Below are 24,739 nucleotides of genomic sequence, written 5' to 3' on the forward strand. Positions count from 1 at the left end.
CGCCGTCCGGTCATGATGTCGGAATGGAGGCGCAACTAAGGTAAGTCGGGCCGATTGTCAAGCAGAGTGCGGCGGTTTGTGCGGCGCTTTGACTGTCAGGATGTCGATGTAAGAGCGACGGCGCGATCGTGCAAGCGATCGACCACCGCGGCGTGGATTCCCGGCGCACAGGCGATCACACCAAAGGCCTGCGCGCGCGGGGTGTTGAACTTTAGCGGCGCGCCAAAGGCGTCGGTGACGGTTGCTCCCGCCTCGGCCGCGATCAGCGCCGCGGCGGCAACGTCCCATTCAAACCCCCAGCGCAACGTCGCGACCAGATCGGCGCGGTCGTCGGCGACCAGTGCCATCCGCAGCGCGATGCTGTTCGGCTTGGTAACGATCACCAGGTCGCTGTCGACGCGCGGCAACGCATCGGCGGGGACGCGCGATCCGGCGAAATCGGTGCGGCGGCTGGCATGGAGCGTCTCGCCATTGAGCTGCGCTCCCTGACCCTTTTGCGCGACCCACAATTCGTCGAGCGCGGGGGCATAGAGGATGCCGAATTCGGGGGTGCCATCGATCACCAGCGCGACCGACACGCACCAGCCGGGGCGGCCGCGGATGAAATCGCGGGTGCCGTCGATCGGATCGACGCACCACATCGCGCGGCACGCCAGCCGGTCGGAATTGTCAGCGGTTTCTTCGGACAGCCACCCCGCGTCGGGCACCATCGCGCCGAGCACCGCCTTCAACCGCGCATCGACCGCCAGATCGACATCGCTGACCGGATTGTCGTGCGACTTGTTCCAAACATTGACCGCTTGCCCTTCGCCGCGCCAGCGCGCCATCGCCATGTCGCCGACCTCGCGGGTCGCGGCGATCGCGGCTTCCAGATTGCGGCCCGGCATCCGCCGCTCAGCTGCTGGCGACGGTCATGCCGTCGATGCGCAGCGTCGGCGCGTTGATGCCATGGCGAAATTCCAGGTCGTTCGCCGGGATCAGCGCCGCGAACATATCGATCAGATTGCCCGCAATGGTGAATTCGGCGATCGGCCCGGCGACGGCGCCGTCCTTGATCAGGAAGCCCGACGCGCCGCGGCTGTAATCGCCGGTCACCGGATTGACGCCGTGCCCGATCAGCTCGGTGATATAGACGCCGTCGGCGATCCCGGTCATCAGCGCCGCCGGAGTCATGCTGCCCGCCGCGAGATGCAGGTTACTGGCGCCGACCCCCGACGCGCCGCCGCCGCGGCTCGCATGGCCGGTCGGGGTCAGGCCAAGCTGCTTTGCCGATGCGGTGTCGAGCAGCCAGCCGGTGATCTTGCCATCGGCGACCAGATCGCGCGCCGCGGTCGGCAGCCCTTCGCCATCAAAGGCGCGGCTGCGTAAGCCGCGCGGGCGGTGGGGTTCGTCGCGCATGACGATGCTGCGGTCGAACAATAGCTGGTCTTCCTTGCCGAGCAGGAAGCTGGTGCCGCGCGCGATCGCGGGGCCGGCGATCGCGCCGAGCAGATGGCCGACGATGCCGCCGCTGACCCGCGGGTCAAGGATGACGGGCACCTTGCCGTTCGGCGCCTTGCCGGGGTTCAGCCGCGCGACGGCGCGGGTTCCGGCGCGGACGCCGATGTCGGCGGCGCTTTCGAGGTCGGCCAGATGATGCGCGCTGTGCCAGCCATAATCGCGCTGCATCGATGCGCCTTCGCCCGCGATGACGCTGGCCGACAGGCTGTGACCGCTCGATCCGTAACCACCGGCAAAGCCGTGGCTGGTGGCGAGCGCAAAGCGGGTGCGGCTGTGGCTGGCGCTGCCGCCTTCGCTGTTGGTCACCCCGGCGACCGCACGGGCCGCTTCCTCGACCGCCAGCGCAGCCTCGCGCAGCGCCGCCGGATCGGCTTCGCTGCCGTCGTCAAGGTCGAAGTCGGGAACGGCACCCTGGAACAGCAGGGCTTCGGGGGCGAGCCCGGCATAGGGATCTTCGGGCGCCTCGCGTGCCATCGCGACGCAGCGTTCGACCAGCTTGGTCAGCTCGCCCGCATCCATGTCGGCGGTCGACACGCTGGCGCTGCGCTGGCCGACAAAGACGCGCAGCGAAATATCCTGCCCCTCGGACCGCTCGACATCCTCCAGCGCGCCGAGCCGCATCGAAACCGACGTGGCGGCATTGCAATAATAGAGCGCGTCGGCGGCATCGGCGCCGGCCTTGGCAGCGGCGTCGCACAGCAACTGCGCGCGATCGAGGGCTTCGGAAACGGTCAGCATTGCCGCGCCCTATACGGCGCGCGGCAGGGCGTCAAAATCAAAGTCGGCAATCTTCGTCACCCCGGACTTGATCCGGGGTCCACGACTTCGCTGCTGGAATGGATCCCGGATCAAGTCCGGGATGACGAGGAAAGCGAGAGGATTAGTTGACGATCGCGGCAATCGCGTCGGTGGCGGCCATCGCGCCGCTGACCCACAGAAAGGGCAGCGTCAGCGCAGCGACCCACAGGCGGCGGACATCGCGGCGAAAGCGTGCGTGCAGGCCCCAGCTGGCGAGCGCCTGACGGCTGAGGTGATACCAGCGGCGTTCGGTCGATCGCGCGACGGGAACGGCGAGCGCGAGCAGGACGATCAGCGCGACGAAAATCAGCGTCGATGAGGCGCCCGCAGCGATCGCACTCGACACCAGCCAGATCTGCAAAGCGGCAAAAGCGACCAGCGCGGTAGCGGCGTGCCAGGTCATGCGGCGGCCAAGACTCCGTGCTGCCGGCACACTAGGTGACGTGCGCCGCCACAGGCGCTGTCCGAATGCTGATGCCATTTTTTTCAGCCCCCTTAGGCTGGCGATTCCCAGAACGCCACGATTTCAGCCCATTATTCCCGAGTCAAGACAGGTTGGCACCGATTCGTTAACAATTCCGCTCGATTCACCCCGGATTCGCAACCAAATCGCGTCAGGTCGCCAAAAAAGCTGCAAAATTGGCACGGTGAGACGTGTGACGGCCGCCGAGGCGACCCGGAAATGCGGTCGGCGGTGGTCGAACGCGCGGCGCTGTTTGTCGAAGCCTTGCATCCAAAGCGCCCGCAGCTAGCGTCTAACTTCAGTCGATCAGTTTATGCAACACGGGGAAAATCATCATGCGCTATCTGGCCTTTCTCGCCGCCCTGACCCTGCCGCTTGCCGCCGCTTCGGCGGCCGAGGGCGACAAGCCCGCGGTCGAACCCAAACCCGCTGCCCTGATCGCCGATGGTATGCCCGAAGTGCCGGCCGACCTGTCGGCGGCGACGCGGCCCTATATGGAAAATCGCGGCGCCGGCTTTGTCGGCTGGAACCCCGTCGATAAATCGATGCTGATCGCCACCCGCTTCGGCAACACCGCACAGCTGCACCGCGTCGCGATGCCGATGGGCGCACGCAAGCAGCTGACCTTCGAGGCCGAGCCGGTGGGGTCGGGCAGCTGGGCGCCGCAAAAGGCCGATGTGATGCTGGTGCAAAAGGACATCGGCGGCAACGAATTCTATCAAATCTATGCGATGAAAAATGGCCGGCTCGATCTGCTCACCGATGGCAAGAGCCGCAACGGGCTCAATGCGTGGAGCAAGGACGGCCAGCTCGTCGCCTTTACCTCGACGCTGCGCAACGGCCGCGACAGCGACATCTACGTGATGGACCCGCGCGATCCCAAGACGCGCCGGATGGTGGCCGAAGTTCAGGGCGGCGGCTGGGGGCTGCTCGATTTCGCGCCGAACAAGGACTGGGCGCTGGTCGGCAAATATAGCTCGGTGCAAAAGGCCGACCTGTTCCGCCTCGATCTCGCCAGCGGCGCGATGACGCCGATCGGCGATCACAGCAAGACGGTGGCGCTCGGCGGCGCCACCTTTGCGCCCGACGGCACGATCTGGATGACCAGTGACGAAGGCGGCGATTTCCAGCGGCTCGGGACGCTCGATCCGGCGACGGGCAAGTTCACGCCCAAAGGACCATCAGAAAAATGGGACATCGACACGTTCGACATCGCCGACGACGGCAGTTTCATCGCCTATGTCGTCAACGAGGCGGGGACGTCGACCCTGCGGCTGTTCGATCCAAAGACCGGCGCCGTGCGGACCGTCGACAAACTGCCCGCGGGGATCATCGGCGGGCTGGAGATCGCGCCGTGGGGCGAAATCGGCATCACTTTCACCTCGGCGCGCAGTGCCGCCGACGCCTTCAGCGTCGATCCCACGACGCTGGCGATCACCCGCTGGACCGAAAGCGAAACCGGCGGGCTTGATGTGACCCAAAATATCGAACCCGAACTGGTCAAGGTAAAGAGCTTTGACGGGCTCGAGGTATCGGGCTTTCTCTATCGCCCCGACCCGGCAAAATTCCCCGGCAAGCGCCCCCTGATCATGAGTGTGCATGGCGGCCCCGAAGGCCAGTCGCGCCCCGGCTTCATGGGGCGCAGCAACTATATGCTCAATGAAATGGGGATCGCGCTTTTCTATCCCAACGTCCGCGGTTCGACGGGGTATGGCAAGACGTTCGTCAGCCTCGACAACGGGCCGTTCAAGCGCGAGGACAGCGTCAAGGACATGGGCGCGTTCCTCGACGCGCTGGCCAGGGACAAAAGCCTCGACGCGGCGCGTTTCGGGCTGACCGGCGGCAGCTATGGCGGCTATATGTGCTACGCCGCCGCGACGCACTATGCCGCCAAGCTGCGCGCAAACCTGTGCGTCGTCGCGATTTCCAACTTCGTCACCTTTCTGGAAAACACCCAGGATTACCGCCGCGATCTGCGCCGCGTCGAATATGGCGACGAACGGGTGCCCGAACAGCGCGCCAAGCTGATGGAAATCTCGCCGCTGACGCGGGTCGCCGACATCAAGAAACCGCTGTTCGTTGTCACCGGCGCCAACGACCCGCGCGTTCCCGCATCAGAAGCCGACCAGATCGTCGCGGCGATCCGTAAAAATGGCGGCACGGCGTGGCATCTGGTCGGCACCAACGAGGGCCACGGCTTCGCCAAGAAGGAAAATGCCGACTATAATTTCTGGGCGTCGCTGTTGTTCTGGAAGCAATATTTGCTGAACTGATCGCGCCCGCCAAACACCTCGTCATTGCGACCCCGGCTTCCGCCGGGGTCGCAATGACGACAGGAGGGTTTAGCCCTGCGGCGGGACCGGCAGCGGCTCGGCGTCGGCCTCGTCGGGCGCCGTCGGCATCGGCGCCTGGCCGCTCGCCTGACGCTCCAGTTCCTCGGCGGCTTTCTGGCGCTCGGCGAGCGCGCGTTCCTCGGCCCGCACTGCGGCTTCGACCTCATCCGACGCGGCATCGATGCCCGCGATGCGCTTGGCGCGTTCGTCGGCGATCATTGCCTGCCAGTCGGTCTTGTCGGCGGCCTGCCGTTCGGCCTTGGCGCCCGCGACCAGAGCCTGGGTGCAGCCGGTGAAGCCGCCCAGCCCGGTCGGCGAGCAGCTGTCGGTGCCAAAGCGGCCGATGCGCTCGACCGCGACGACCTTGTTCGCCCATGCTTCGTTGCGCACATCGAGCGGGTTGCCGCGCAGCATCTCGGGAACGCGATAGCGTTCGCCCTCGGGAAGTTTGGCGCAGACCAGGATTTCGTCGGCGGCCCCCTTTGGGCATTGATCGTCGCCATAGACGACGACCTGGTTGACCTTTTCGCCATCGACCGTCGCTTCCTGAGCCATGGCGGGCAGGGGGACGGCGCTACCGGCCAGGATCAGCGCGAACAGGGGCAGGCGGGTCATCGGATATTCCTTTGTCTTGTTTGGTGCGGCTTGGCACCGCGACCCTGCATCGGTCATGAACGGACGGGCAGGCCTTTATCTATCAGATACGCTTCGACAGCGCGATGGCTGCACGGCAACCGGCGCGGATCGCCAGGCTCAGCACCGGATAGCCTGGCGCGCTTTCGGCGCCCGCGGCGAGCGCGGCTTCCTTATGCTCCAGCTCCTCGGCGCGGAAATCGGCGACCGCGGCGCTCAGTTCGGGATCGCTGTCGCCGAGTGCATCGAGCTGGTCGCGGTAATGGCGGTCGATCTCGGTCTCGACCGCGGCGGTGCACGCCATCGCGGCGCGCGGTCCCATCGCGGCGGTCACCGCGCCCAGGGCAAAGCCTGCGACGTTCCAGAACGGCTGGAGCGCAGTCGGACGCACGCCGCGCTTGGCGATCATGTCGTCAAAGAATTTGCGATGGCGCTCTTCCTGCTCGGCCATATGCGCGATCTCGCGCGCCATCGGGTGGCGATCGCCCATCACCGCGAGCTGGCCGGCATAGATGCGCGTCGCGCCATATTCGCCGGCCTGGTCGACGCGGATCATCGATGCGGTGCACCGATTGCTCTTGGCAGGGGCTTTCGTCATGCCGCCGATGTGGTCCCCCGGCGCAGCAAGGTCAAGATAAGCACCGCCGCGCCCAGCGAAAAGATCGCGTTGAACCCCGCGAGCGAGATACCGGCCAGCGTCCATTGCGCGGTGTCGCAGCGGATCAGCGGCGCGTTCATGATCGCGTCGAGCGATACCGGCCCGCCGCCGCCGGTCGCGCAGGTGGTAATGCCCTCCCAAAAGCCATATTCGACCCCGGCATGGTAAATCCCGATCGCGCCGGAGACGGCGATGGCGAGCGCGGCGAGCAATGTCAGGGCGCGCATCGCCTTGTCATTGCCGCGCAGCAGCAGCGCGAGCAGCGCCAGCACGATCGCCGCCTGATGCGGCCACCGCTGCCAGTAACACATCTCGCACGGGTGCAGGCCAAAGCCATATTGCGACACCAGCGCCCCGCCATACAGCAGCAGCGGCGCGGCAAGCGCGACGGCGGGCGCGGTCAGGCGCGATTTCAGCATGTCGGCAACCCCTTAGTTGCGCGCGGTCGGCTTGGCGGTCGGTTTGGCCGCGGGCTTGCTGCTCTGCGCCATCCGCGGTGCGGTCGGACTGATGCGCCCGATCGTTTGCAGCGCATAGTGCAGCTGGAAGTCCTCGATCCCCTTCGCCTTCAGGTCGGCGGCGGTTGCGGCAAAGCGCGGATCGGCCTTTTCGTCCTTTTCGAGCAATCCGTCGTCGACCTTTTTCTCGTTGATCAGGTGACGGCGCAGGTCGCTTTCGCGGAATTTCGGCCGCGATGCATAATCGGGATCGGACAGCTGCGGCACGCGGATGTCGGGATCGATCCCGCCCTCCTGCACGCTGCGCCCCGACGGAGTGTAATAACGCGCGGTGGTCAGCCGCAGCGCGGTGGTGTCGGACAGCGGCAGCACCGTCTGCACCGATCCCTTGCCGAAACTGCGTTCGCCCATCACGACAGCGCGATGCTGGTCCTGCAGCGCGCCGGCAACGATTTCGGAGGCCGAAGCCGAACCCGAATCGATCAGCACGACCACCGGGGCACCGCCCGCCAGATCGCCGGGCTCGGCAAAATAGCGTTCGATATCGCCCTTGCGGCGGCCACGCTGCGACACGATTTCGCCGCGTTCCAGAAACAGGTCGCTGATCCCGACGGCTTCGTCGAGCAGCCCGCCAGGGTTCGAGCGCAGATCGAGCACCCAGCCGCGCGGCTTTTTGCCCAGCGATTTTTCGACCGCCATCATCGCGGCGCGCAAATCGGTGGTCGCATCGGCGGAGAAGCTGGTGACGGTCAGCACCCCGACATCGCCGCTGACTTCCCATTTGACGGGCTTCAGGTCGATCACTTCGCGCATCAGCGACATCTCGATCGGCTTGTCCTGGCCTTCGCGGACGATCGTGACGTCGATCTTGGTGCCCGGACGCCCGCGCATCTGATCGACCGCCTCGTCGAGCGTCAGGCCAAAGATCAGTTCCTTGTTGATGTGGGTGATATAGTCGCCCGACTTGATCCCCGCCTTGTCGGCGGGGGTGTCGGCGGTCGGCGCGATGACCTTCACGACGCCGTCTTCCATCGTCACCGACAGGCCCAGCCCGCCATATTCGCCGTCGGTCTGGGTGCGCAGGTTCGAAAAGCCGCGCGCGTCGAGATAACCCGAATGCGGATCGAGGCTGGCGAGCATGCCGTTAATCGCACCCTCGATCAGTTTTGAATCGTCGACCGGTTCGACATAGTTTGATTTCACTTCGAGATAGACGTCCATGAACCGCGCAATTTCTTCCTGCGTCTTGCTGTCGACGCTCGCCATCGCGCCGGTCGCGAGCGGCACCAGCGCCAGCGTCGAGAGCGCGGCGGCGCCCTGCCACAACGCAAAGCGGCGCTTCGAGGATGCGGGCTTCTTGGTCGAGTCGGTCATGTGCGTCTTTCACTCCGGCAGGAATTCCCGCCCTATGTACCCCGGCCCACCATCCTCCTACGCATTTGCGCAGGCGTCAAGCGGTGCATCCCGATAGGGGACAGCGCCCGAACGGGGGATTAACCGGCCCGAATCCCGGCAAGCGACGTCATCCGATCATTGCGACAATATCGACCGGGCGGCCCCCGCGGCGCAGCTCGACGGTAATGCGGCTGTCGTCGGACCCCGCGCGTCCGACCGGGGCGCCGCTGTCCAGCGTGTCGCCGACCGCGACCGACAGCCCGATCATGCCGGTCAGCAACGAGATCCAGCCGCCGCCATGATCGATGATGACGATCTTGCCATAGCCGCGATAATCGCCGGCGAAACTGACGCGGCCGGGGGCAGGGGCAACGACCTGTCCCCCCGGACGCGCCGCAATCGTCACGCCGCGCGATCGGACGCCGCTGTCGTTGACCTCGCCCAGCCCGGCGACGATGCGGCCGACAACGGGCAGGCGGTAGGCGCCCTCGGTCAGCGCGGCCTCGGCGGGCGCGGGCGGCGCCGCGTTGGCGATATTGGCGGCCGGGTTGCGCGGGCGCGGCAGCGGACCCGCCAATTGCGCCAGTTCGGCGCGCACCGCGCCATCGGCCTCGAGCGAGTCCATCAGGTCGACGATGTCGCGGGCTTTTTCGCCCAGCCCCAGCGCGCGGTCGGCCTCGAGCTGCGCGCTGCTCATCAATTCGCGCGAGCGGAGCCGGCCTTCATTTTCCAGCCGGGTCAGCGCGCCGCGCCGCTGCGACAGCTGCACCTTGCTCGCCGACAGCGCCTCCAGCGCGACCGCCTGCTGGCGGCGCGTCGTTTGCAGCAGCGTCAATTCCCGGCGCACCCCGGCGGTGCGGCGTTCGATCACCGGCATTGCGGCGTCGATCACGGCGCGGGCGTGGACCATATCGCTCAGCGATCCCGGCTGCGCCAGCACGCTGACCGGCGGCTGGCGTGAGAGTTGCTGGAGCGAGGCGGCGAGTTCGAGCAGCGGCTGTTGCTGCTCCGCCAGCCGCGCGCGCTGCCCCGCCAGGCGGCGGCTGACCAGCGCGACGCGCGCTTCGCCGGCGCTGATGTCGGCTTCGGCCGACTGGATGCGCGCCGCCAGCGCGGCGCTGCGTTTTTTCAGCCGGTCGGCCGCGCTGCTCGCGGCGACCGCCTGCGCCTCCAGCCGGGTGCTGCGCGCCATCGCTTCGGCCGACTGCTGCTTGGCATCGAGCAACTGGTTGCGCTCGCGTGCGGCGATCGCTTGCGGGTCGAAGACATCGCTCTGCGCCAGGACGAGCGCGCCGCCGGCAAAAGCTGCGGCGACGGCCAAGCCGATGAAAAGGCGTCTCATTGCCGCCCCTCGCGGTGATAGGGGTGGTTCGCGACGATGCTGGTGGCGCGCCACAATTGTTCGGCGAGCATCGCGCGCGCCATCAGATGCGGCCAGGTCGCGCGGCCAAAGGCGATGACCTTGTTGGCGCCCTCGCGCTCCTCCGGGGTAAAGCCGTCGGCGGCGCCGAGGCAGAAACGCGCCTCACGCACCCCGCTATCGCGCCAGCTTTCGAGCAATTTCGCAAATTCGGTCGACGACATCTGTTCGCCGCCCTCATCGAGCAAGATGGTGCGGCTATTTTCCGCCGCGGCAGGCATACGACCGCCTGTGTCCGGAAGCTCCGAAATCTTCTGCGCCCAGGTCACACGCTTCATGTAGCGCTCGACCAGCTCAGCCTCAGGCCCGCGCCCGATGCGCCCGCGCGCGATGATGTGCAGCAACATGACGCCCCGCCTACCCTTGGCAGGGCAGGGACGTCAATTTGCGGCTACAACCGGCGGTGCGTCGCCGAACGACCACATGCGCTCGAGATTGTAGAAGCTGCGCACCTCGGGGCGGAACAGGTGGACGATGACGTCGCCCGCATCGAGCAGCACCCAATCGGCATTGGGCAGTCCCTCGACGCGAACCTGGCGGCCCGCTTCCTGCTTGATCCGCTGTGCCAGTTTCTCGGCAATCGCCGAGACATGGCGCGTCGACCGGCCGCTCGCGATCACCATATGATCGGCGATGCTGCTTTTTCCGGCAAGCGGGATCGAGATGGTTTCCTGGGCCTGGTCCTCATCCAGCTGGTGGAGGATCAGAGCGTGGAGCGCGTCCACGTTATCATTGGCGGATGCGGCGCCATTGGCGGCATCCTGGGTGGCGGAGATCAAATGCGTCCTTTCCTAGTCGGGTCCACAAGCCGCGAACGCGTCAGCGGATCGCGCAAAGCGCGACCTTCATAGCGTTCGAACCAGCGGGGGTTGGCCTGCCGTATCGCAGTTGCGGATCGCACATCGGGCGAAAATCGCAGGAACACGAGGGCGGGCGGTCTCCAGTCCGTCCAATGCAATGTCTGGTCCACGGGCCGGACGAAGCGCCGAAGCCAACCCATCGCACGTCTTGCATGGGCGCGGTCATTATAGCCCGGACGCGCGATAACCGCAATCGGCATGAGTCGCGCAATCCCCCGCCAGTCGCGCCATTGGGGCAGCTGGACCAGATTGTCGGCCCCCATGATCCAGATAAACTGGCGATCGGGGTAGCGGCGGACGAGTTTTTTCAGCGTATCGATGGTGTAGCGCGTGCCGAGTTCGGCCTCGATTCCGGTCGCGCGAATCGGCGCGCGCTTTGCCATCCGCTGTGCCGAAGCGAGCCGTGCGGGCAGCGAAGCCATGCCCGCTTTGGGCTTGAGCGGATTGCCCGGCGAAACCAGCCACCACATCTCGTCGAGGCCGAGGGCATCGATGGCGTTCAAACTGATCGCACGATGCCCGCCATGCGCGGGGTTGAAGCTGCCGCCGAGGAGGCCGGTGGGGATCATGGCAGCCTCAGCCTTTCGTCCCTGACGACCTGAGGCATGATATCGCAATATCTATTCGGCGCGCCCGCTTGGCGAGCCTTCGTACCTAAAAGCGTGAAGGCCTCGTTCGACACTTTATCATAGACCGCATCCAGCCGCGCCGAGACACGCTTCTCGCACATCGGGGCAAATGGCGTCGCCGCAACGCAACCGTTGAACAGGATCAATTCGGCGGTCGAGAAGCTTTCGGATATGGCATGATCTTGAATGGTCTGATTTACTTGACGCTCGGCGAGCATTCGGTGCGTCGACAAAATTTCGTCCAGCGATGGTTGCCGGTCGTCACGAAGACTGGATTGCGCCGGCGGCGTGTCACTCGGGAGGAGCGTCGCGCCCTTCAAAACAAAGCAACTGGGGCCGTATAACATCGTCAGATAGAAGGGCTCTCGCGTTTTGGCCGAAATCTTCGAATCATCGATCGTGTTGGCGAAGCGTGTCACCAGCAACCAGCGTGCCGTTTGTTCACCCAGCCCATCGCTCGCACGCAGCACCAGGATCGTATCGCGGGCCACTAGCCAACAAAATGGCGTGGCAGTGATCAGCAGAAGAAGCGCTGCCCAGCGGATCCATTTCGCGAACTGATTACGCTTGATGGCCGTCAAGGCCGGACCTGTCCCGTGCCGCGCACCAACCATTTGTATGTCGTGAGCCCTTCGAGAGCGACCGGTCCCCGCGCATGAAGACGCCCCGTGGCGATGCCGATTTCGGCGCCGAGGCCGAATTCGCCGCCGTCGGCGAACTGCGTCGAGGCATTGTGCATGACGATGGCGCTGTCGACTCCCGCCAGAAAGCGTTCGGCGGCGGCGGCATCCTCGGTGACGATCGCGTCGGTGTGGCGGCTTGAATGGGCGTCGATGTGGGCGAGTGCGCCGCTCAGCCCATCGACCATCGCGATCGACACGATCGCGTCGAGATATTCGGTGTCCCAGTCGCTCGCCGATGCCGGGTCGACATGCGGGCTCAGCGCCGCGACCGCGTTGTCACCGCGCACTTCGCAGCCCGCCGCGACCAGCGCGTCGACAATCGCCAGCGGTGCGGGATAGGCGCGGTCGATCAGGATCGTTTCGGTCGCGCCGCAGACGCCCGTGCGGCGCATCTTGGCGTTGACCGCGAGTTCGACGGCTTTCGCCGGATCGGCGGCGCCATCGACGTAAAGATGGTTGATCCCGTCGAGGTGCGCGAGCACGGGCACCCGCGCCTCGTCCTGCACCCGCGCGACCAGCCCCTTGCCGCCGCGCGGAATGATGATGTCGATCAACCCCTGCGCGCGGAGCATCGCGCCGACCGCGGCGCGGTCCTGCGTCGGGACAAGCTGCACCGCATCGGCGGGCAGGCCCGCTGCGACCAGCCCCGCCGCGAACGCTGCATGGATCGCACGGTTCGAATGCACTGCCTCGCTGCCGCCGCGCAGGATCACCGCGTTGCCCGACATCAGCCCGAGCGCCGCGGCATCGGCGGTCACATTGGGGCGGCTTTCATAGATGATGCCGACGACGCCCAGCGGCACGCGCACCCGGCTGAGCACCAGCCCGTTAGGCCGCGCCACCCGCTCGATTTCGGCGCCCGCCGGATCGGGCAGCGCCGCGATGGCGTCGATCGCGCCGGCAATGTCTGCCAATCGCTCCGCGTCGAGCCGCAACCGGTCGAGCATCGCGCCCGACAGTCCGTTCGTCCGTCCCGCCGCCATATCTTCGGCATTGGCGGCGAGGATGTCGGCGGCGCTGGCGCGGATCGCTGCGGCAGCGGCAACCAGCCCCGCGGCCTTGTCCGCGGTGGCCGCCAACGCCAACCGTTTCGCTGCAAGACGCGCGCGCGCGCCGATGTCGGCGATCAGGGCGACGGCATCGCCGGGCATCGGCGGGGCGGTGAGAGCTTCGGCGTTCATGGCGCTGCCACTATCACGTTTTGCCTGACGCCCGAAAGTCCCGTTGCGTCGCGCTGCGCCCGCCTTTAGGCAAGGCGCCATGAGCGGGGATATCGAAGGCATCGGCGCGGCGGTCACCGCGGGATTGGCGGGGCGCGTCGTCGAGCCGCAGCACGGCGGGCCGGGCGAGCCGGCAGGCGGACTGCGCTGCCTGAACTGCGGCACCAGCCTGGTCGGCTCGCACTGTCATCATTGCGGCCAGCGCGCCGACGTCCACCGCAGCTTCGGTGCGATCGGGCACGATCTGGTCCATGCGATTTTTCATTTCGAGGGCAAGATCTGGAACACGTTGCCGCTGCTCGCGTGGCGGCCCGGCGACCTGACGCGCCGCTATATCCACGGCGAGCGCGCGCGCTTCATCTCGCCGCTCGCGCTGTTCCTGTTCGCGGTGTTCCTGACCTATGCGGTGCTTGCGATGGTCGGCAGCGGCGGCGGGGTGGGCGAGGGCATTGCCAAAGCGGCGGCCGAACAGACGCGCTCGAACGCGCTCAAGGACAGTTTCGAGCAAGAGGTCGATCGCATCGACGCGCGGCTGGCGGACAAGGCCCTGCCTGCGGCCGAGCGGCGACAGCTTGAGGAGGAACGCGCGACGCTGCAGAAAAGCGCCGGCTACCTCCGCGTCGCCCGGCGCCTGAGCCAGGAAGAGCTCGACAAGGGGCCGCCGGTGCTTGACGATCCCGTCGATCAGGTGATGACCGGCGCCGACTTCCTGTCGCAGACCAAGGTCGATACCGGGGTTCCGTTCATCGACCAGAGCATGCAAAAGGCGATCGCGAACCCCGCGCTGATATTCTACAAGCTGCAGGCGAACGCCTATAAATTCGCCTGGGCGCTGATTCCGATGTCGCTGCCCTTTATGTGGCTGCTTTTTCCGTTCAGCCGCCGCTTCCACACTTACGACCACTTTGTCTTCGTGACCTATTCGATCAGCTTCATGCTGCTCTTGTTCGTGGTCGTGCGGCTGTTCAACCTGACGATCTTCGGCGACGTCGCGACCGCGTTCGCGCTGCTGTACGTGCCGTTCCATATGTATCGCCAGCTGCGCGGCGCCTATCGCTCGTCGCGCCTCGGGGCGTTCGTGCGCACCAATTTGCTGCTGTTTTTCAGCCTGTTTTCGGTGATGATGTTCATGTTCCTGCTGCTCGCGCTCGGGGTGATGGGTTAGCCTAAATCCGGGCGGCGCCGAATCGTAACAAAGGCCGGGCAAAGAACCCGCCGGTCGAGGAGGAGATTTGCGATGCATCATCAATGGGGCGAAATGGATCGGCGTCAGCTGATCGCGCTGGGTACCGCGGGACTGGCGGCGCTGTCGCTGCCGGGCGCGGCCGCCGCGATGATGGCGCAGGGCTTTACCCACGGCGTCGCGAGCGGCGAGCCGGGCGCCAATTCGGTGCTGCTGTGGACGCGCTACGCCGCGCCGAGCGACACGATGCTGACCGCCGAATTGTCCGCAACATCCGATTTTGCAAAAATTTCCGGCGGCGGCAGCGTCGCCGCGACCGGCGACCGCGATCATACCGCCAAGCTGGTGGTTGCGGGGCTCGAACCCGGCCGCTGGTATTATTATCGCTTTGTCGCTCCAGACGGGACCAAGTCGCTGACCGGCCGCACCCGCACCCTGCCTGCCGGGCCGACCAGCACCTTCACCCTCGCGCTCTTTTCCTGCTCGAACCTGCCGTTCGGCTGGTTCAACGCCTATGCCCACGCCGCGGCGCGGCAGGACATCGATCTGGTCGTCCACTCGGGCGACTATCTCTACGAATATCCGGTTGGCGACTATCCCTCGCTCAAACAGGCGGTGCCGGGCCGCGACATCCAGCCGGCGCACGAGATGGTGGCGCTGGCCGATTATCGCCTCCGCTACGCCGCCTATCGCAGCGACCCCGATCTGGCGCGGCTCCACGCACTGTTCCCGATGATCGCCCAGTGGGACGATCATGAAATCACCAACGACAGCTGGAAGGGCGGGGCAGAGAACCACAATGACGGCGAAGGCAGCTGGCCCGATCGCGTTGCGGCCGCCGAGCGCGCCTATCGCGAATGGATGCCCGTCGCCGACACGCGCTGGCGCGATTATCAGGTCGGCGACCTCGCGACGATCTTCCTCCCCGAAACGCGGGTGACCGGCCGCGACCGCCAGTTCGAGATCGATGAAATCATCGCCGGGCCGGGCGACACGGCGGCGAAGCTCAAACAATTCGCCGAAACCGCCTATCGCGATCCCGCGCGTCAGATGATGGGCGCCGAACAAGAAAATTGGTTGTTCGACGGCTTCGCTGCCTCGACCAGGCAGGGCACGCGCTGGCAGGTCTGCGCACAGCAAGTGGTGATGGGCAGCCTGTTCACGCCGCCCGAATCAAAGGATTGGTTCGGCGCAACCATGGCCGACAATGTCCGCCGCCGGATCGACGCGGCGCAGATGGCGGCCAAGGCGGGCATTCCGTTCAACCTCGATGCGTGGGACGGCTATCCGGCGGCGCGTTCGCGGCTGCTCGGCGCGGCCCAGCGCGCCGACGCCGACCTCGTCACCCTGACCGGTGACACGCATAATGCCTGGGCGTTCGACCTCGGCGAAGGCGGCCGCCCGGCGGGAATCGAGATCGCCGGGCAAAGCGTCACCTCGCCCGGTTACGAAGGCTATACGCGCGGCATTTCGGACGAGGCGCGGGTGTCGGCGCTGCGCGCCGCATCGCCGCAGCTCAAATGGGCGAACACGCAGGATCGCGGTTATGTCACGGTGCAGATGACCCGCGACCGGGTCACCGCGAACTGGCACAATGTCGAAACGATCCGCACCCACACCCCGGTGCTGAAGGCGACGCACAGCATGACGGCGACGCGTGGGCGGCGAAAATATGACGCTGCCTGAGACGGGGGCTTGACACATTCATAACTCGATGGTTATGAGTTAATCCATAGCCACGGAGTTATGGATTAGATGCAACATTCCCCCGACCTTCTTTTCAGGGCGCTCGCCGATCCCAGTCGGCGTGCGCTTTTCGAACGGCTGTGCCTCGAAGGCGAGCAGACGGTCGGCGCGCTGACGGCAGGCGCCGGTATTTCGCAGCCCGCGGTCTCCAAACATCTTGGCATTCTCAAACAGGCGGGGCTGGTGCTCGACCGGCACTTGGGCCGCCAGACGCATTACAGTGCCCAGCAACGCGCGCTCGCGCCGCTCATCGACTGGACCGGGCGCATGAACCGCTTCTGGGAAGCGCGGTTCGACGATCTCGAAGATTTGCTCAAAAGGATGGATCAATGACGGACACCGACACCGATACGCGCACCGTAACCGTCGAGCGCGAAATTCCCCACCCGCCCGAAAAGCTGTGGCGCGCGCTGACGCAGCCGCACCTGATCGCGGAATGGCTGATGAAGAATGACTTCGGCCTCGATCTCGGCCACCGGTTCCAGCTGCGCGGCGACTGGGGCCATGTCGACTGCGAGATCCTCGACGTCGAACCGGGGCGCAGTCTCTCCTACAGCTGGAACCACGCGCACGACGATCCCGCCTACGCGCTGGAAAGCACCGTGACCTTCACGCTCGAACCGACGTCTGCCGGCACGCGGCTGCGCATGGAGCAGGTCGGCTTCCGCCCTGACCAGAAGCAGGCTTTCGGCGGCGCCAAGGGCGGCTGGCGCATCCATCTCGAAAATCTCGAAAAGGTCGTGGCGACGCTCGACTGACAGTCAGACAGGGAGAATATCATGAACTGGAGCCTGTGGATCCGGCAGTTTCACCGCTGGGTATCGATCCTCTTTTCGGCGATCGTTCTCGCCATATTCGTGACGCTCGGCCTCGGGCATCAGCCGGTCGAGTGGGTCTATTATCTGCCGCTGCCGCCGCTTTTCCTCCTGATATTCTCCGGCCTCTACATGTTCTTCCGGCCGTATTTCAGGAAGCGCGGGAGCGCAGCGGACTGACCCCTCAGCTATACGGCGGCGTGTCCTCGAACTCGGCGAACCAGGGATAATCATTCGCCACGCTGACGGTGAAATTGGCGGGCCGCTTTTCGAGGAAGCTCGACACCCCCTCGGCCGCATCGGCGCTGCGACCGCGCGCGAAAATGGCGCGGCTGTCCCAGCGGTGGGCGCTCATCGGGTGCGGCGCACCCAGCATCCGCCACAGCATGTGGCGGGTCAGGGCGACCGACACCGGCGCGCTGTGATCGGTCAGCTCGCGCGCCTTGGCGATCGCGGCATCGACCAGCGCGCCGGGGGTGTGCACCGACTGCACCAATCCCTTGTCATGCGCTTCGGCGGCGTCGATCAGGCGGCCCGAATAGCACCAGTCGACCGCGTTTTGGATGCCAACCAGTCGCGGCAGGAACCAGCTCGACGCGGCCTCGGGCACGATCCCGCGCCGCGCGAAGACAAAGCCGTAGCGCGCGGTCTCGCTGGCCAGCCGCGCGTCCATCGACAGCGTCATCGTTGCCCCGATCCCAACCGCGGCGCCGTTGATCGCGCCGAGCACCGGCTTTTTACAGTCGAAAATCCGCATCGACACGCGCCCGCCCGAATCGCGGATCAGCGGGTGCGACCAGTCGATCGTCCCATCGTCGGCAACCGGACTCGCTGCCACGCCATCGGGCAGCAGCACCGCCTTGTCGGCGCGTTTTGCATAGTCAAAGGTCGCCGCGCCCCGACCCAGGTCAGCGCCGGCGCAATAGGCGCGGTCGCCCGATCCGGTAAAGATCACCGCACGCACGCCATCGTCGGCGTCACATTCATCGAGCGCCGCGACAATTTCCAGCATCATCTCGGTGGTAAAGGCGTTCATCCGGTCGGGCCGGTGCAGCGTCAGCAGCGCAATGCCTTCGTGCCGATCGAGGCGAATCTGCTCAAAGCTCATGATCTCTCTCCTTGGTTGGGCCATCGTTGCAAGCGATCCGTGCGAGCGCAAGCACTAGTTGACGTAGACGTAAAGTGACGGGTGAGCATGACGGGTGACGCGCCGTGGCTTTGCCGCTATAGGCGCCCCATCGCCCCGGCACCGCGCCTTTCGATGAGTCGCCTTTGCCGGGGCCAGCTATTTTGATGCTAAGGAAAGTCTCTGCCCATGGCCCGTCGCCGCCAGATTTACGAAGGCAAAGCCAAGATCCTCTATGAAGGCCCCGAACCGGGCACGTTGATCCAGTATTTCAAGGATGATGCGACTGCGTTCAACGCGCAAAAGCGCGGGACGATCAACGGCAAGGGCGTGCTCAACAACCGGATTTCCGAGCATGTGTTCACGCTGCTCGGCAATATCGGCGTGCCGCATCATTTCATCCGCCGCCTCAACATGCGCGAGCAGTTGATCCGCCAGGTCGAGATCGTGCCGATCGAGGTCATCGTGCGCAATGTTGCCGCGGGCACGCTGTCAAAGCGGCTCGGCATCGAGGAGGGCACCCAGCTCCCCCGCACCCTGATCGAATATTGCTACAAGGATGACGCGCTCGGCGATCCGCTGGTTGCCGAGGAGCATATCGCCTGTTTCAGCTGGTGCAGCCAGGAAGAGCTGCACGACATTCAGGACATGGCGATCCGCATCAATGATTTCATGAGCGGCATGTTCGCTGCGGTCGGCATCCGGCTCGTCGATTTCAAGCTCGAGTTCGGGCGCCTGTACGAAGGCGATTTCAGCCGCATCATCCTCGCCGACGAGATCAGCCCCGACGGCTGCCGCCTGTGGGACATGACGACGAACGAAAAGCTCGACAAGGATCGCTTTCGCCGTGACCTCGGCGGCGAAGTCGAAGCCTATCAGGAAGTCGCGCGCCGGCTCGGCCTGCTGCCCGAAGGCGGCGACCACACGGTGCTCGACCTCGACAGCCACCGGAAGAAACGCGACAAATAAGTCGGTGATCCGCGCATGAAGCGCGCAAAATTATCCGGTTGGTAACCATCCCGGCGCTATGCGATCCCCAAGAATAGTGGGGATATGGCACCATGAGCGGATCGAGTGGGCAAGCGCAGCCAGCAGCGCGCAGTTTCGATTGGGACCTTTTGGAAAAGGTCGTCGTCGTCGTGCTGTTGGGGCTGCTGGCTTCAAGGCTGATCCCCTCGGCGATCGAAACCGGCCATTATCAAAATTGGCTGCTCCTTGTCGCGGAAAGCTGCGTCGTCTTCTTCGTCCTTTTCCGCCGCTCGACCGACAGTATCTCGCTGCGCCCGCTCGACTGGGCGCTGGGCTTTGGCGGGACGCTCGCCCCGATGCTGGTGACGGCGTCAAGCGATACCCCGCTGGTGCCCTTGGCGCTGTGCAGTTTCCTGATCATCGGCGGCATGCTGTTCCAGCTTTACGCGAAATTCACGCTGCGGCGCAGCTTTGGCGTGATCGCCGCCAACCGCGGGGTAAAGGTCAGCGGTCCGTACCGCCTGATGCGCCACCCGATGTACGCGGGCTACACGTTGACGCACATCGGCTTTCTGCTCAGCGGCCCCAATTGGTGGAATCTGGGCGTCTATAGCCTGGGTCTGGCGCTCAATATCTCGCGCATCCTGGCCGAAGAACGCGTGTTGATGGCGGACCCGGCCTATCAGGAATTGAGCCGCAAGGTGCGTTACCGGTTGATCCCTTATATTTTTTGACGGAGCGGCGCGGCGGTGGATTTCCTGCTGAAACTGGTCGACCTGCAAAGCGCGTGGCTGATCGCGCTGATCTTCCTGCCGCTCGAACGGCTGCTGCCGGCGCGTCCGGCGCAAGGGCCGCTGCGGCGGGGATGGTTCAACGACGCCGTCTTTTTCCTCCTCAACCGTATCCCGATCGGCATTGGTTTGCTGGTTGTTGCGGCCGGTGCGATCGCTATCGGGCAAGCGCTGCTTCCGGCCGCATTTCGCGCCAGCGTCGCGCAGCAACCTTTGTGGCTTCAGGTTGTGGCGCTGATGCTGGTCGCCGACCTGTGTTTCTATGCCATGCACCGGTTGTTCCATACGCTGCCGTCGCTGTGGCGTTTTCACGCGATCCACCACAGCATCGAGGAACTGGATTGGCTGGCGGCGCACCGCGTCCACCCGGTCGACCAGATCCTGACCAAGGGCGCGTCGATCGCGCCGGTCTTTGCGCTCGGCTTTGCGGATGGCGCAATCGCGATTTTCTTCATCCTGTACCAATGGCATTCGTTGATGCTGCACGCCAATCTGCGCGTCAATTTTGGCCCATTGCACTGGGTCTTTGCGTCGCCATGTTTCCACCATTGGCACCATGCCGATCATCCCGAGGCGTGGAACCGCAATTTTTCGGCCCAGTTTCCGATCTGGGATATTGTCTTTGGCACCGCGCATATGCGGCGCGACGCGATGCCGACGCGCTATGGCATCGACGACGATGTTCCGGTCACCTATGCCCGCCAGCTCCTCTACCCGTTTCGGCGCGGCCGCGGTGAAACCGAGCCCGCGGCGAGCCCCGAAACAGAGGGCGTTGCGGTCGCCCGACAGGGTTAATTTGCCGGGCCATTCGTCGGCCTTTCACGCGCCAAGCAAATGATAAGACGCGCTTTCGATCCTTAACCGATGCTTTACCCGCGCTTGCTATCGGGGGGTATGACGGGGGTCTTTAACAGGTTGATCACGCGGATTTTTCCGCCGGTTCCACAGGATATTCGCGACGATGTCGCGATCCTGCGCGCCAATCGTATCGAAACGCTGACCCCGATGCTGTTCCTGATGCTGGCGGCGACGACCCCGACCGCGATCTACGCCGGGGTCGCGACGGTACATCCGGTGATCCGCATCGGTTTCCCGGTGATCCTCGCCACCGCCGGTATCTTCGGCTTCCTGTTCCTGATGCACAATCGCGGGCGGCGGATGAGCCCGCGCCGCGTGCGGCGCATGATCCGCGAAGCCAGCTGGGTGTCGGGCGTCACCGGATTGATGTGCAGCGTTTGGACGGTGACCAACTGGCTCGCCGCCCCTCCGGCAACGCACAGCTATTATGCGATGATCATGGCGATGGGGTCGCTTGCGACCGCCTATTGCCTGTCGTCGATCCGCTTTGCGACCTTCCTCAATCTGGGGGTCGGGCTGGCGCCGATCGCGCTGCTGATGCTGACGTCGGGGCATCCGCCCGAAATCGCCGCCGGTACCAGTCTGGTGATCGCAACGCTATTCCTGCTCCGCATGGTGATCCAGCAGCACGGCCAGGTGATCGACCTGCTCGAACTGCAACGGCAGATGCGCGATCTGGCACACACCGACCCGCTCACCGGGCTTGCCAATCGCCGCGAATTCGACCTCCGGCTCGACCAGGAAATCGGGGCCGTGGGTCAGGATGGCCATTTTGCCATCGCGCTGCTCGACCTCAACGGTTTCAAACCGGTCAACGACCAGCATGGCCACGCGGTCGGCGATCTGTTGCTATGCGAAATCGCCGCGCGGCTGCGCCAGGCCTGCGGTCAGCATGCCGTCGTGGCGCGGCAGGGCGGCGACGAATTTGCGATCCTGGCGCCCGCCGGATCGCCATTGCTCGCCACCTCGCTCGCCGACCATATTCTCGCGGCGCTCGCCGCGCCCTATCGCATCGATGGCCGCCCGATCCGCGTCGGCGCCAGCATCGGCACCGCGCGCTGGCCTGATCATGGCCGCACCGCGCGCAAATTGTGCGAAGTCGCCGACACCGCGCTCTATGCGGCAAAGGCGATTGATCGCGACCAGACGTCGTCGGTCGAAAGCGTCGGCCGGGTGGCATAAGCATCGCTTGACCGTCCGCGGGGCGGTGGCCACACCGGTTGCATGACCAAAAGCCTTGTCCGGCGCGCTTCGACCGCCCTGTCGCCCCTCGTCCTTCTCGCCGTTACCGCCGCGCCGGCCTTTGCCAAGGAAGCGTCGGCTCCCGCCGCCGCGGCAACGGCAGCGATCAACCCGCAGACCGCCGCGGCCAAGGCGTGGAACTTCGCCGCCAGCGATGTGCCGGTCGACTCCAACATCGTCTTTGGCGTGCTGCCCAACGGAATGAAATATGCGCTGCTGCAAAACAGCACGCCCAAGGACAGCGTCGTCCTGCGGATGCGCTTCGACGTCGGCAGCTTTGCCGAGGCCGACGACCAGCGCGGCCTCGCCCATTTCCTCGAACATATGGCATTCAACGGGTCGACCAACGTCCCCGAGGGTGAGATGATCAAGCTGCTCGAACGCAAGGGGCTGGCGTTTGGCGCCGACACCAACGCCTCGACCGGCTTTGACGAGACGATATACAAGCTCGACCTGCCCAATGCGTCGGACGACCTGATCGACACCGGGCTGATGCTGATGCGCGAGACGGGAAGCGAGCTGACCATCGATTCCGCCGCGGTCGACCGCGAGCGCGGGATCATCCTGTCCGAACGCCGGGCGCGCGACACCTATCAATTGCGCAGCGTCATCGACCAGTTCGATTTCCAGATGCAGGGGATGACGGTCGCCAGCCGCATCCCGGTCGGCACCGAAGAGGTGATCAAGACCGCCCCCGCGGCGCGGCTGCGCGACCTGTACGACCGTTATTACCGCCCTGAGCGCGCGACGCTGGTGATGGTCGGCGATTTCGACCCGGCGGCGGTCGAGGCCAAGATCAAGGCGCGCTTTGGCGACTGGCAGGGGCGCGGCCCCGCCGGCGGTGATCCCGACATCGGCAATGTCGATTATCAGCGCGCCGCGGCGGCCGACGACTTCATCGACCCCGCGATCCAGGATTCGGTGACGATCGCCGCGTTCAAACCCTGGGTCGAAGAGGCCGATACCAAGGCGAAGCGCGCCCGCACGCTGGCCGAAGATGTCGGCGAGGGGATCGTCAGTCGCCGGCTGGCCAAAATCGCCTTGAACGAGGATTCGCCGATCCTCGTCGGCTATTTCGCGGAAGCGGGCGGTTGGAAGGTCTTTGACCAGGTCACCGTCGGCGCCGTCGCCAAGGAGGGCGCGTGGAAAGAGGCGCTGGCGCTGATCGAACAGGAGCAGCGCCGCGCGATCGAACATGGCTTTACCCAGGCGGAGGTCAACGAGCAGCTGGCGAACCGCCGCACCGCGTTCAAAAATGCCGTCGCCGGGGTAACCACGCGGCGCAGCGATGCGCTCGCCGACGCACTGGTCACCGCGGCAAAGGGCGATTTTGTTTTTGTTCGCCCCGAAACGTCGCAGGCGCTGTTCGAGGCGACCGCGCCGTCACTGAGCGCCGCGGCGGTCACCGCGGCGTTCCGCCAGCGCATGACCGGCTTCGGCGCGCCGCTCGCGCGGGTGACGGCGAAGGCACCGATCGCAGGCGGCACCGAAGCGATCCTTGGCGCGCTGCGCGCTTCGACGCAGGTCGCGGTGGCGGCACCGACGCAGGCCGCCAATGCCGCTTTCGCCTATGACAATTTCGGCACCCCCGGCAAAATCATCAGCGACGAGCGGGTCGAGGATCTCGGCATCCGCCGCATCCGCTTTGCCAATAATGTGATGCTCAACATCAAGAAAACCGATTTTCAAAAGGACACCGTCTATCTGGCGCTGCGTGTCGACGGCGGCAACCTGCTCGCGACGCGCGACGATCCGACGCGGGTCGCGCTGGCGGGGTCGATGGTGCTTGGCGGGCTGGAGGCGCATAGCGTCGACGATCTGCGCTCGATCCTCGCGGGGCGGACGGTCAACCCCAGTTTCGGCAGCGGCAGCGATTTCTTCGGCGGCACCGCGACCAGCTCGCCGGGCGACTTCGCGCTTCAGGCAAAGCTGATGGCGGCCTTCCTGACCCATCCGGGCTATCGCGCCGATGGGCTGGCGCTGATCCGCCGCGTGCTGCCGCAGCAATATGCCGCGAACGACGCAACCCCGGCGGCGGTGCTTGGCCGCGACGCGGGGGGCATTCTCGCCAATGACGATCCGCGCGCGCAGACCCCGCCGCTGGCCAAGCTGATGACGCTCGACTGGGCGCAGCTGAAGCCGGTGGTCGCCGACAGTCTGGCCCATGGCGCGGTCGAAATCGGCGTCGTCGGCGACATCAACGAGGCGGCGGCGATTGCCGCGATTGCCGCCACCTTCGGGGCGCTGCCCGAACGCCGCGCCGCCTTCGACCCGCGCGCCGAAGCGCGCATCCGCGCCTTCGCGGCCGACCGCAGCGAGCGCACGCTGATCCATAAAGGGCCGGCCGAACAGGCCGAGCTGCGCGTCTATTGGCCGGCACGAGACGACAGCGATCTTGCCGAAGCGATGCGGCTCAACCTGCTGGCACGGGTGATGCAATTGAAGCTGACCGAGGAACTGCGCGAGAAGCTCGGCGAAAGCTACAGCCCCGGCGCCGCCGCCAGCCTGTCGGACGAGTTTCCGGGCTTTGGTCATGTCTTCGCCGCGAGCAATGTCGATCACAAGGATCTGGCGACCACCCGCGCTGCGATCTTTGCGATCGCCAAGGAATTGCGCGACGCGCCCGTCGATGCCGACCTGCTCGACCGCGCGCGGCGGCCGCTGGTCGAAGCGATGACCAAGTCGCGGCGCGAAAACGCCTATTGGCTGAACTATGTCGCCGAGGCGACGAGCCAGGCCGACCGCCTAGACCGCAGCCGCAAGGGGATAGGCGAAGTCGAAGCCGCGACCCCCGCCGACCTGCAGGCGCTCGCGCGCCGCTATCTGGTCGACGGCAAGGCGCTGGTGATCAGGGCGGTGAGCGACAAGGCGGGGAAGTAGTGGGCGTCCGCTAGCAACCGTTTGCAGGCATAAGTTCCTCCCCGGAACGGGGAGGGGGACCACCGACGGTGGTGGAGGG

The 24,739-nt window shown here is 65.6% G+C and carries 25 protein-coding genes; 11 read left to right on the top strand and 14 right to left on the bottom strand.

The genetic code is table 11. The features are described 5' to 3' along the window. Positions 1-95 precede the first annotated feature (95 nt). From FFS68_RS10425 to FFS68_RS10435, 3 genes are all read right to left on the bottom strand, one after another. Positions 96-887 carry a 3'(2'),5'-bisphosphate nucleotidase CysQ gene (locus tag FFS68_RS10425; RefSeq protein WP_137753128.1) on the bottom strand — a complete coding sequence of 264 codons (792 nt, stop codon included), beginning with the start codon at positions 885-887 and terminating at the stop codon, positions 96-98. A 7-nt stretch (positions 888-894) separates the two neighbouring features. After that, positions 895-2,238: a metallopeptidase TldD-related protein gene (locus tag FFS68_RS10430; RefSeq protein WP_137753129.1), complete on the bottom strand. Its 1,344-nt coding sequence runs from the start codon at positions 2,236-2,238 to the stop codon at positions 895-897. Positions 2,239-2,380: 142 nt separating this feature from the next. Continuing rightward, positions 2,381-2,779 carry a hypothetical protein gene (locus FFS68_RS10435; RefSeq protein ID WP_137753130.1) on the bottom strand — a complete coding sequence of 133 codons (399 nt, stop codon included), beginning with the start codon at positions 2,777-2,779 and terminating at the stop codon, positions 2,381-2,383. Between the two features lie 317 nt (positions 2,780-3,096). Here FFS68_RS10435 and FFS68_RS10440 point away from each other — a divergent pair, with 317 nt between their 5' ends. Beyond that, positions 3,097-5,034, top strand: a complete 1,938-nt coding sequence (locus tag FFS68_RS10440) for a prolyl oligopeptidase family serine peptidase (RefSeq protein ID WP_137753131.1) — start codon at positions 3,097-3,099, stop codon at positions 5,032-5,034. Positions 5,035-5,103: 69 nt separating this feature from the next. Here the strand turns inward: FFS68_RS10440 and FFS68_RS10445 are convergent, their stop codons facing one another. From FFS68_RS10445 to FFS68_RS10490, 10 genes are all read right to left on the bottom strand, one after another. After that, complete coding sequence (locus FFS68_RS10445; protein ID WP_137753132.1) at positions 5,104-5,709, bottom strand: hypothetical protein; 606 nt, start codon at positions 5,707-5,709, stop codon at positions 5,104-5,106. 82 nt (positions 5,710-5,791) lie between these two features. Then, positions 5,792-6,325 (bottom strand): demethoxyubiquinone hydroxylase family protein, encoded by a 534-nt coding sequence (locus FFS68_RS10450; RefSeq protein WP_137753133.1) that lies wholly within the window; start codon positions 6,323-6,325, stop codon positions 5,792-5,794. Further along, positions 6,322-6,804, bottom strand: a complete 483-nt coding sequence (locus FFS68_RS10455; protein WP_137753134.1) for a disulfide bond formation protein B — start codon at positions 6,802-6,804, stop codon at positions 6,322-6,324. The genes FFS68_RS10450 and FFS68_RS10455 overlap by 4 nt, the downstream gene beginning before the upstream one ends. 12 nt (positions 6,805-6,816) lie before the next feature. Then, positions 6,817-8,217, bottom strand: coding sequence for a S41 family peptidase (locus tag FFS68_RS10460; RefSeq protein ID WP_137753135.1), 1,401 nt, complete (start codon positions 8,215-8,217; stop codon positions 6,817-6,819). A gap of 148 nt (positions 8,218-8,365) precedes the next feature. Beyond that, on the bottom strand, positions 8,366-9,580 hold the full coding sequence (locus FFS68_RS10465; protein ID WP_137753136.1) for a peptidoglycan DD-metalloendopeptidase family protein: 1,215 nt from the start codon (positions 9,578-9,580) through the stop codon (positions 8,366-8,368). After that, entirely contained in the window at positions 9,577-10,005 is a 429-nt protein-coding gene (locus FFS68_RS10470) for a 23S rRNA (pseudouridine(1915)-N(3))-methyltransferase RlmH (RefSeq protein ID WP_137753137.1), read from the bottom strand. Before FFS68_RS10470 ends, FFS68_RS10465 begins: the two co-directional genes overlap by 4 nt. Positions 10,006-10,038: 33 nt before the next feature. Continuing rightward, positions 10,039-10,437 carry a ribosome silencing factor gene (gene rsfS / locus FFS68_RS10475; protein WP_137753138.1) on the bottom strand — a complete coding sequence of 133 codons (399 nt, stop codon included), beginning with the start codon at positions 10,435-10,437 and terminating at the stop codon, positions 10,039-10,041. Continuing rightward, on the bottom strand, positions 10,434-11,087 hold the full coding sequence (locus FFS68_RS10480) for a nicotinate-nucleotide adenylyltransferase (protein ID WP_137753139.1): 654 nt from the start codon (positions 11,085-11,087) through the stop codon (positions 10,434-10,436). Before FFS68_RS10480 ends, rsfS begins: the two co-directional genes overlap by 4 nt. Next, the gene (locus tag FFS68_RS10485) at positions 11,084-11,728 is read right to left on the bottom strand and encodes a hypothetical protein (RefSeq protein ID WP_137753140.1); all 645 of its coding nucleotides are present in this window, start codon (positions 11,726-11,728) and stop codon (positions 11,084-11,086) included. Before FFS68_RS10485 ends, FFS68_RS10480 begins: the two co-directional genes overlap by 4 nt. Next, positions 11,725-13,011 carry a glutamate-5-semialdehyde dehydrogenase gene (locus tag FFS68_RS10490; protein ID WP_137753141.1) on the bottom strand — a complete coding sequence of 429 codons (1,287 nt, stop codon included), beginning with the start codon at positions 13,009-13,011 and terminating at the stop codon, positions 11,725-11,727. The genes FFS68_RS10485 and FFS68_RS10490 overlap by 4 nt, the downstream gene beginning before the upstream one ends. A 79-nt stretch (positions 13,012-13,090) precedes the next feature. Here FFS68_RS10490 and FFS68_RS10495 point away from each other — a divergent pair, with 79 nt between their 5' ends. From FFS68_RS10495 to FFS68_RS10515, 5 genes are all read left to right on the top strand, one after another. Continuing rightward, positions 13,091-14,215: a DUF3667 domain-containing protein gene (locus FFS68_RS10495; protein WP_137753142.1), complete on the top strand. Its 1,125-nt coding sequence runs from the start codon at positions 13,091-13,093 to the stop codon at positions 14,213-14,215. A gap of 72 nt (positions 14,216-14,287) precedes the next feature. Then, positions 14,288-15,919 (top strand): alkaline phosphatase D family protein, encoded by a 1,632-nt coding sequence (locus FFS68_RS10500; RefSeq protein ID WP_137753143.1) that lies wholly within the window; start codon positions 14,288-14,290, stop codon positions 15,917-15,919. A 69-nt stretch (positions 15,920-15,988) separates the two neighbouring features. Then, positions 15,989-16,312 carry a metalloregulator ArsR/SmtB family transcription factor gene (locus FFS68_RS10505; protein ID WP_137753144.1) on the top strand — a complete coding sequence of 108 codons (324 nt, stop codon included), beginning with the start codon at positions 15,989-15,991 and terminating at the stop codon, positions 16,310-16,312. Beyond that, positions 16,309-16,737 (top strand): SRPBCC domain-containing protein, encoded by a 429-nt coding sequence (locus FFS68_RS10510; RefSeq protein ID WP_137753145.1) that lies wholly within the window; start codon positions 16,309-16,311, stop codon positions 16,735-16,737. Before FFS68_RS10505 ends, FFS68_RS10510 begins: the two co-directional genes overlap by 4 nt. A gap of 21 nt (positions 16,738-16,758) precedes the next feature. Further along, positions 16,759-16,974, top strand: a complete 216-nt coding sequence (locus FFS68_RS10515; protein ID WP_137753146.1) for a hypothetical protein — start codon at positions 16,759-16,761, stop codon at positions 16,972-16,974. Between the two features lie 4 nt (positions 16,975-16,978). Here FFS68_RS10515 and FFS68_RS10520 read toward each other — a convergent pair whose 3' ends face one another. Further along, positions 16,979-17,902: a crotonase/enoyl-CoA hydratase family protein gene (locus FFS68_RS10520; protein WP_137753147.1), complete on the bottom strand. Its 924-nt coding sequence runs from the start codon at positions 17,900-17,902 to the stop codon at positions 16,979-16,981. 207 nt (positions 17,903-18,109) lie between these two features. Here FFS68_RS10520 and purC point away from each other — a divergent pair, with 207 nt between their 5' ends. The 5 genes from purC to FFS68_RS10545 all read left to right on the top strand — a co-directional run bounded on the left by purC (position 18,110) and on the right by FFS68_RS10545 (position 24,660). Further along, complete coding sequence (purC, locus tag FFS68_RS10525; RefSeq protein ID WP_137753148.1) at positions 18,110-18,889, top strand: phosphoribosylaminoimidazolesuccinocarboxamide synthase; 780 nt, start codon at positions 18,110-18,112, stop codon at positions 18,887-18,889. 92 nt (positions 18,890-18,981) lie between these two features. Further along, a complete protein-coding gene (locus tag FFS68_RS10530; protein ID WP_137753149.1) occupies positions 18,982-19,623 on the top strand; it encodes an isoprenylcysteine carboxylmethyltransferase family protein in 642 nt (213 codons plus the stop codon). 15 nt (positions 19,624-19,638) lie between these two features. After that, on the top strand, positions 19,639-20,475 hold the full coding sequence (locus FFS68_RS10535; RefSeq protein ID WP_212742342.1) for a sterol desaturase family protein: 837 nt from the start codon (positions 19,639-19,641) through the stop codon (positions 20,473-20,475). Positions 20,476-20,595: 120 nt separating this feature from the next. Beyond that, the gene (locus FFS68_RS10540) at positions 20,596-21,720 is read left to right on the top strand and encodes a diguanylate cyclase (protein ID WP_137753150.1); all 1,125 of its coding nucleotides are present in this window, start codon (positions 20,596-20,598) and stop codon (positions 21,718-21,720) included. 42 nt (positions 21,721-21,762) lie between these two features. Continuing rightward, a complete protein-coding gene (locus FFS68_RS10545; RefSeq protein WP_137753151.1) occupies positions 21,763-24,660 on the top strand; it encodes a M16 family metallopeptidase in 2,898 nt (965 codons plus the stop codon). Positions 24,661-24,739 lie beyond the last annotated feature (79 nt).

The sequence above is a fragment of the Sphingopyxis sp. L1A2A genome, from assembly GCF_005502465.1.
Classification (GTDB): Bacteria; Pseudomonadota; Alphaproteobacteria; order Sphingomonadales; family Sphingomonadaceae; genus Sphingopyxis.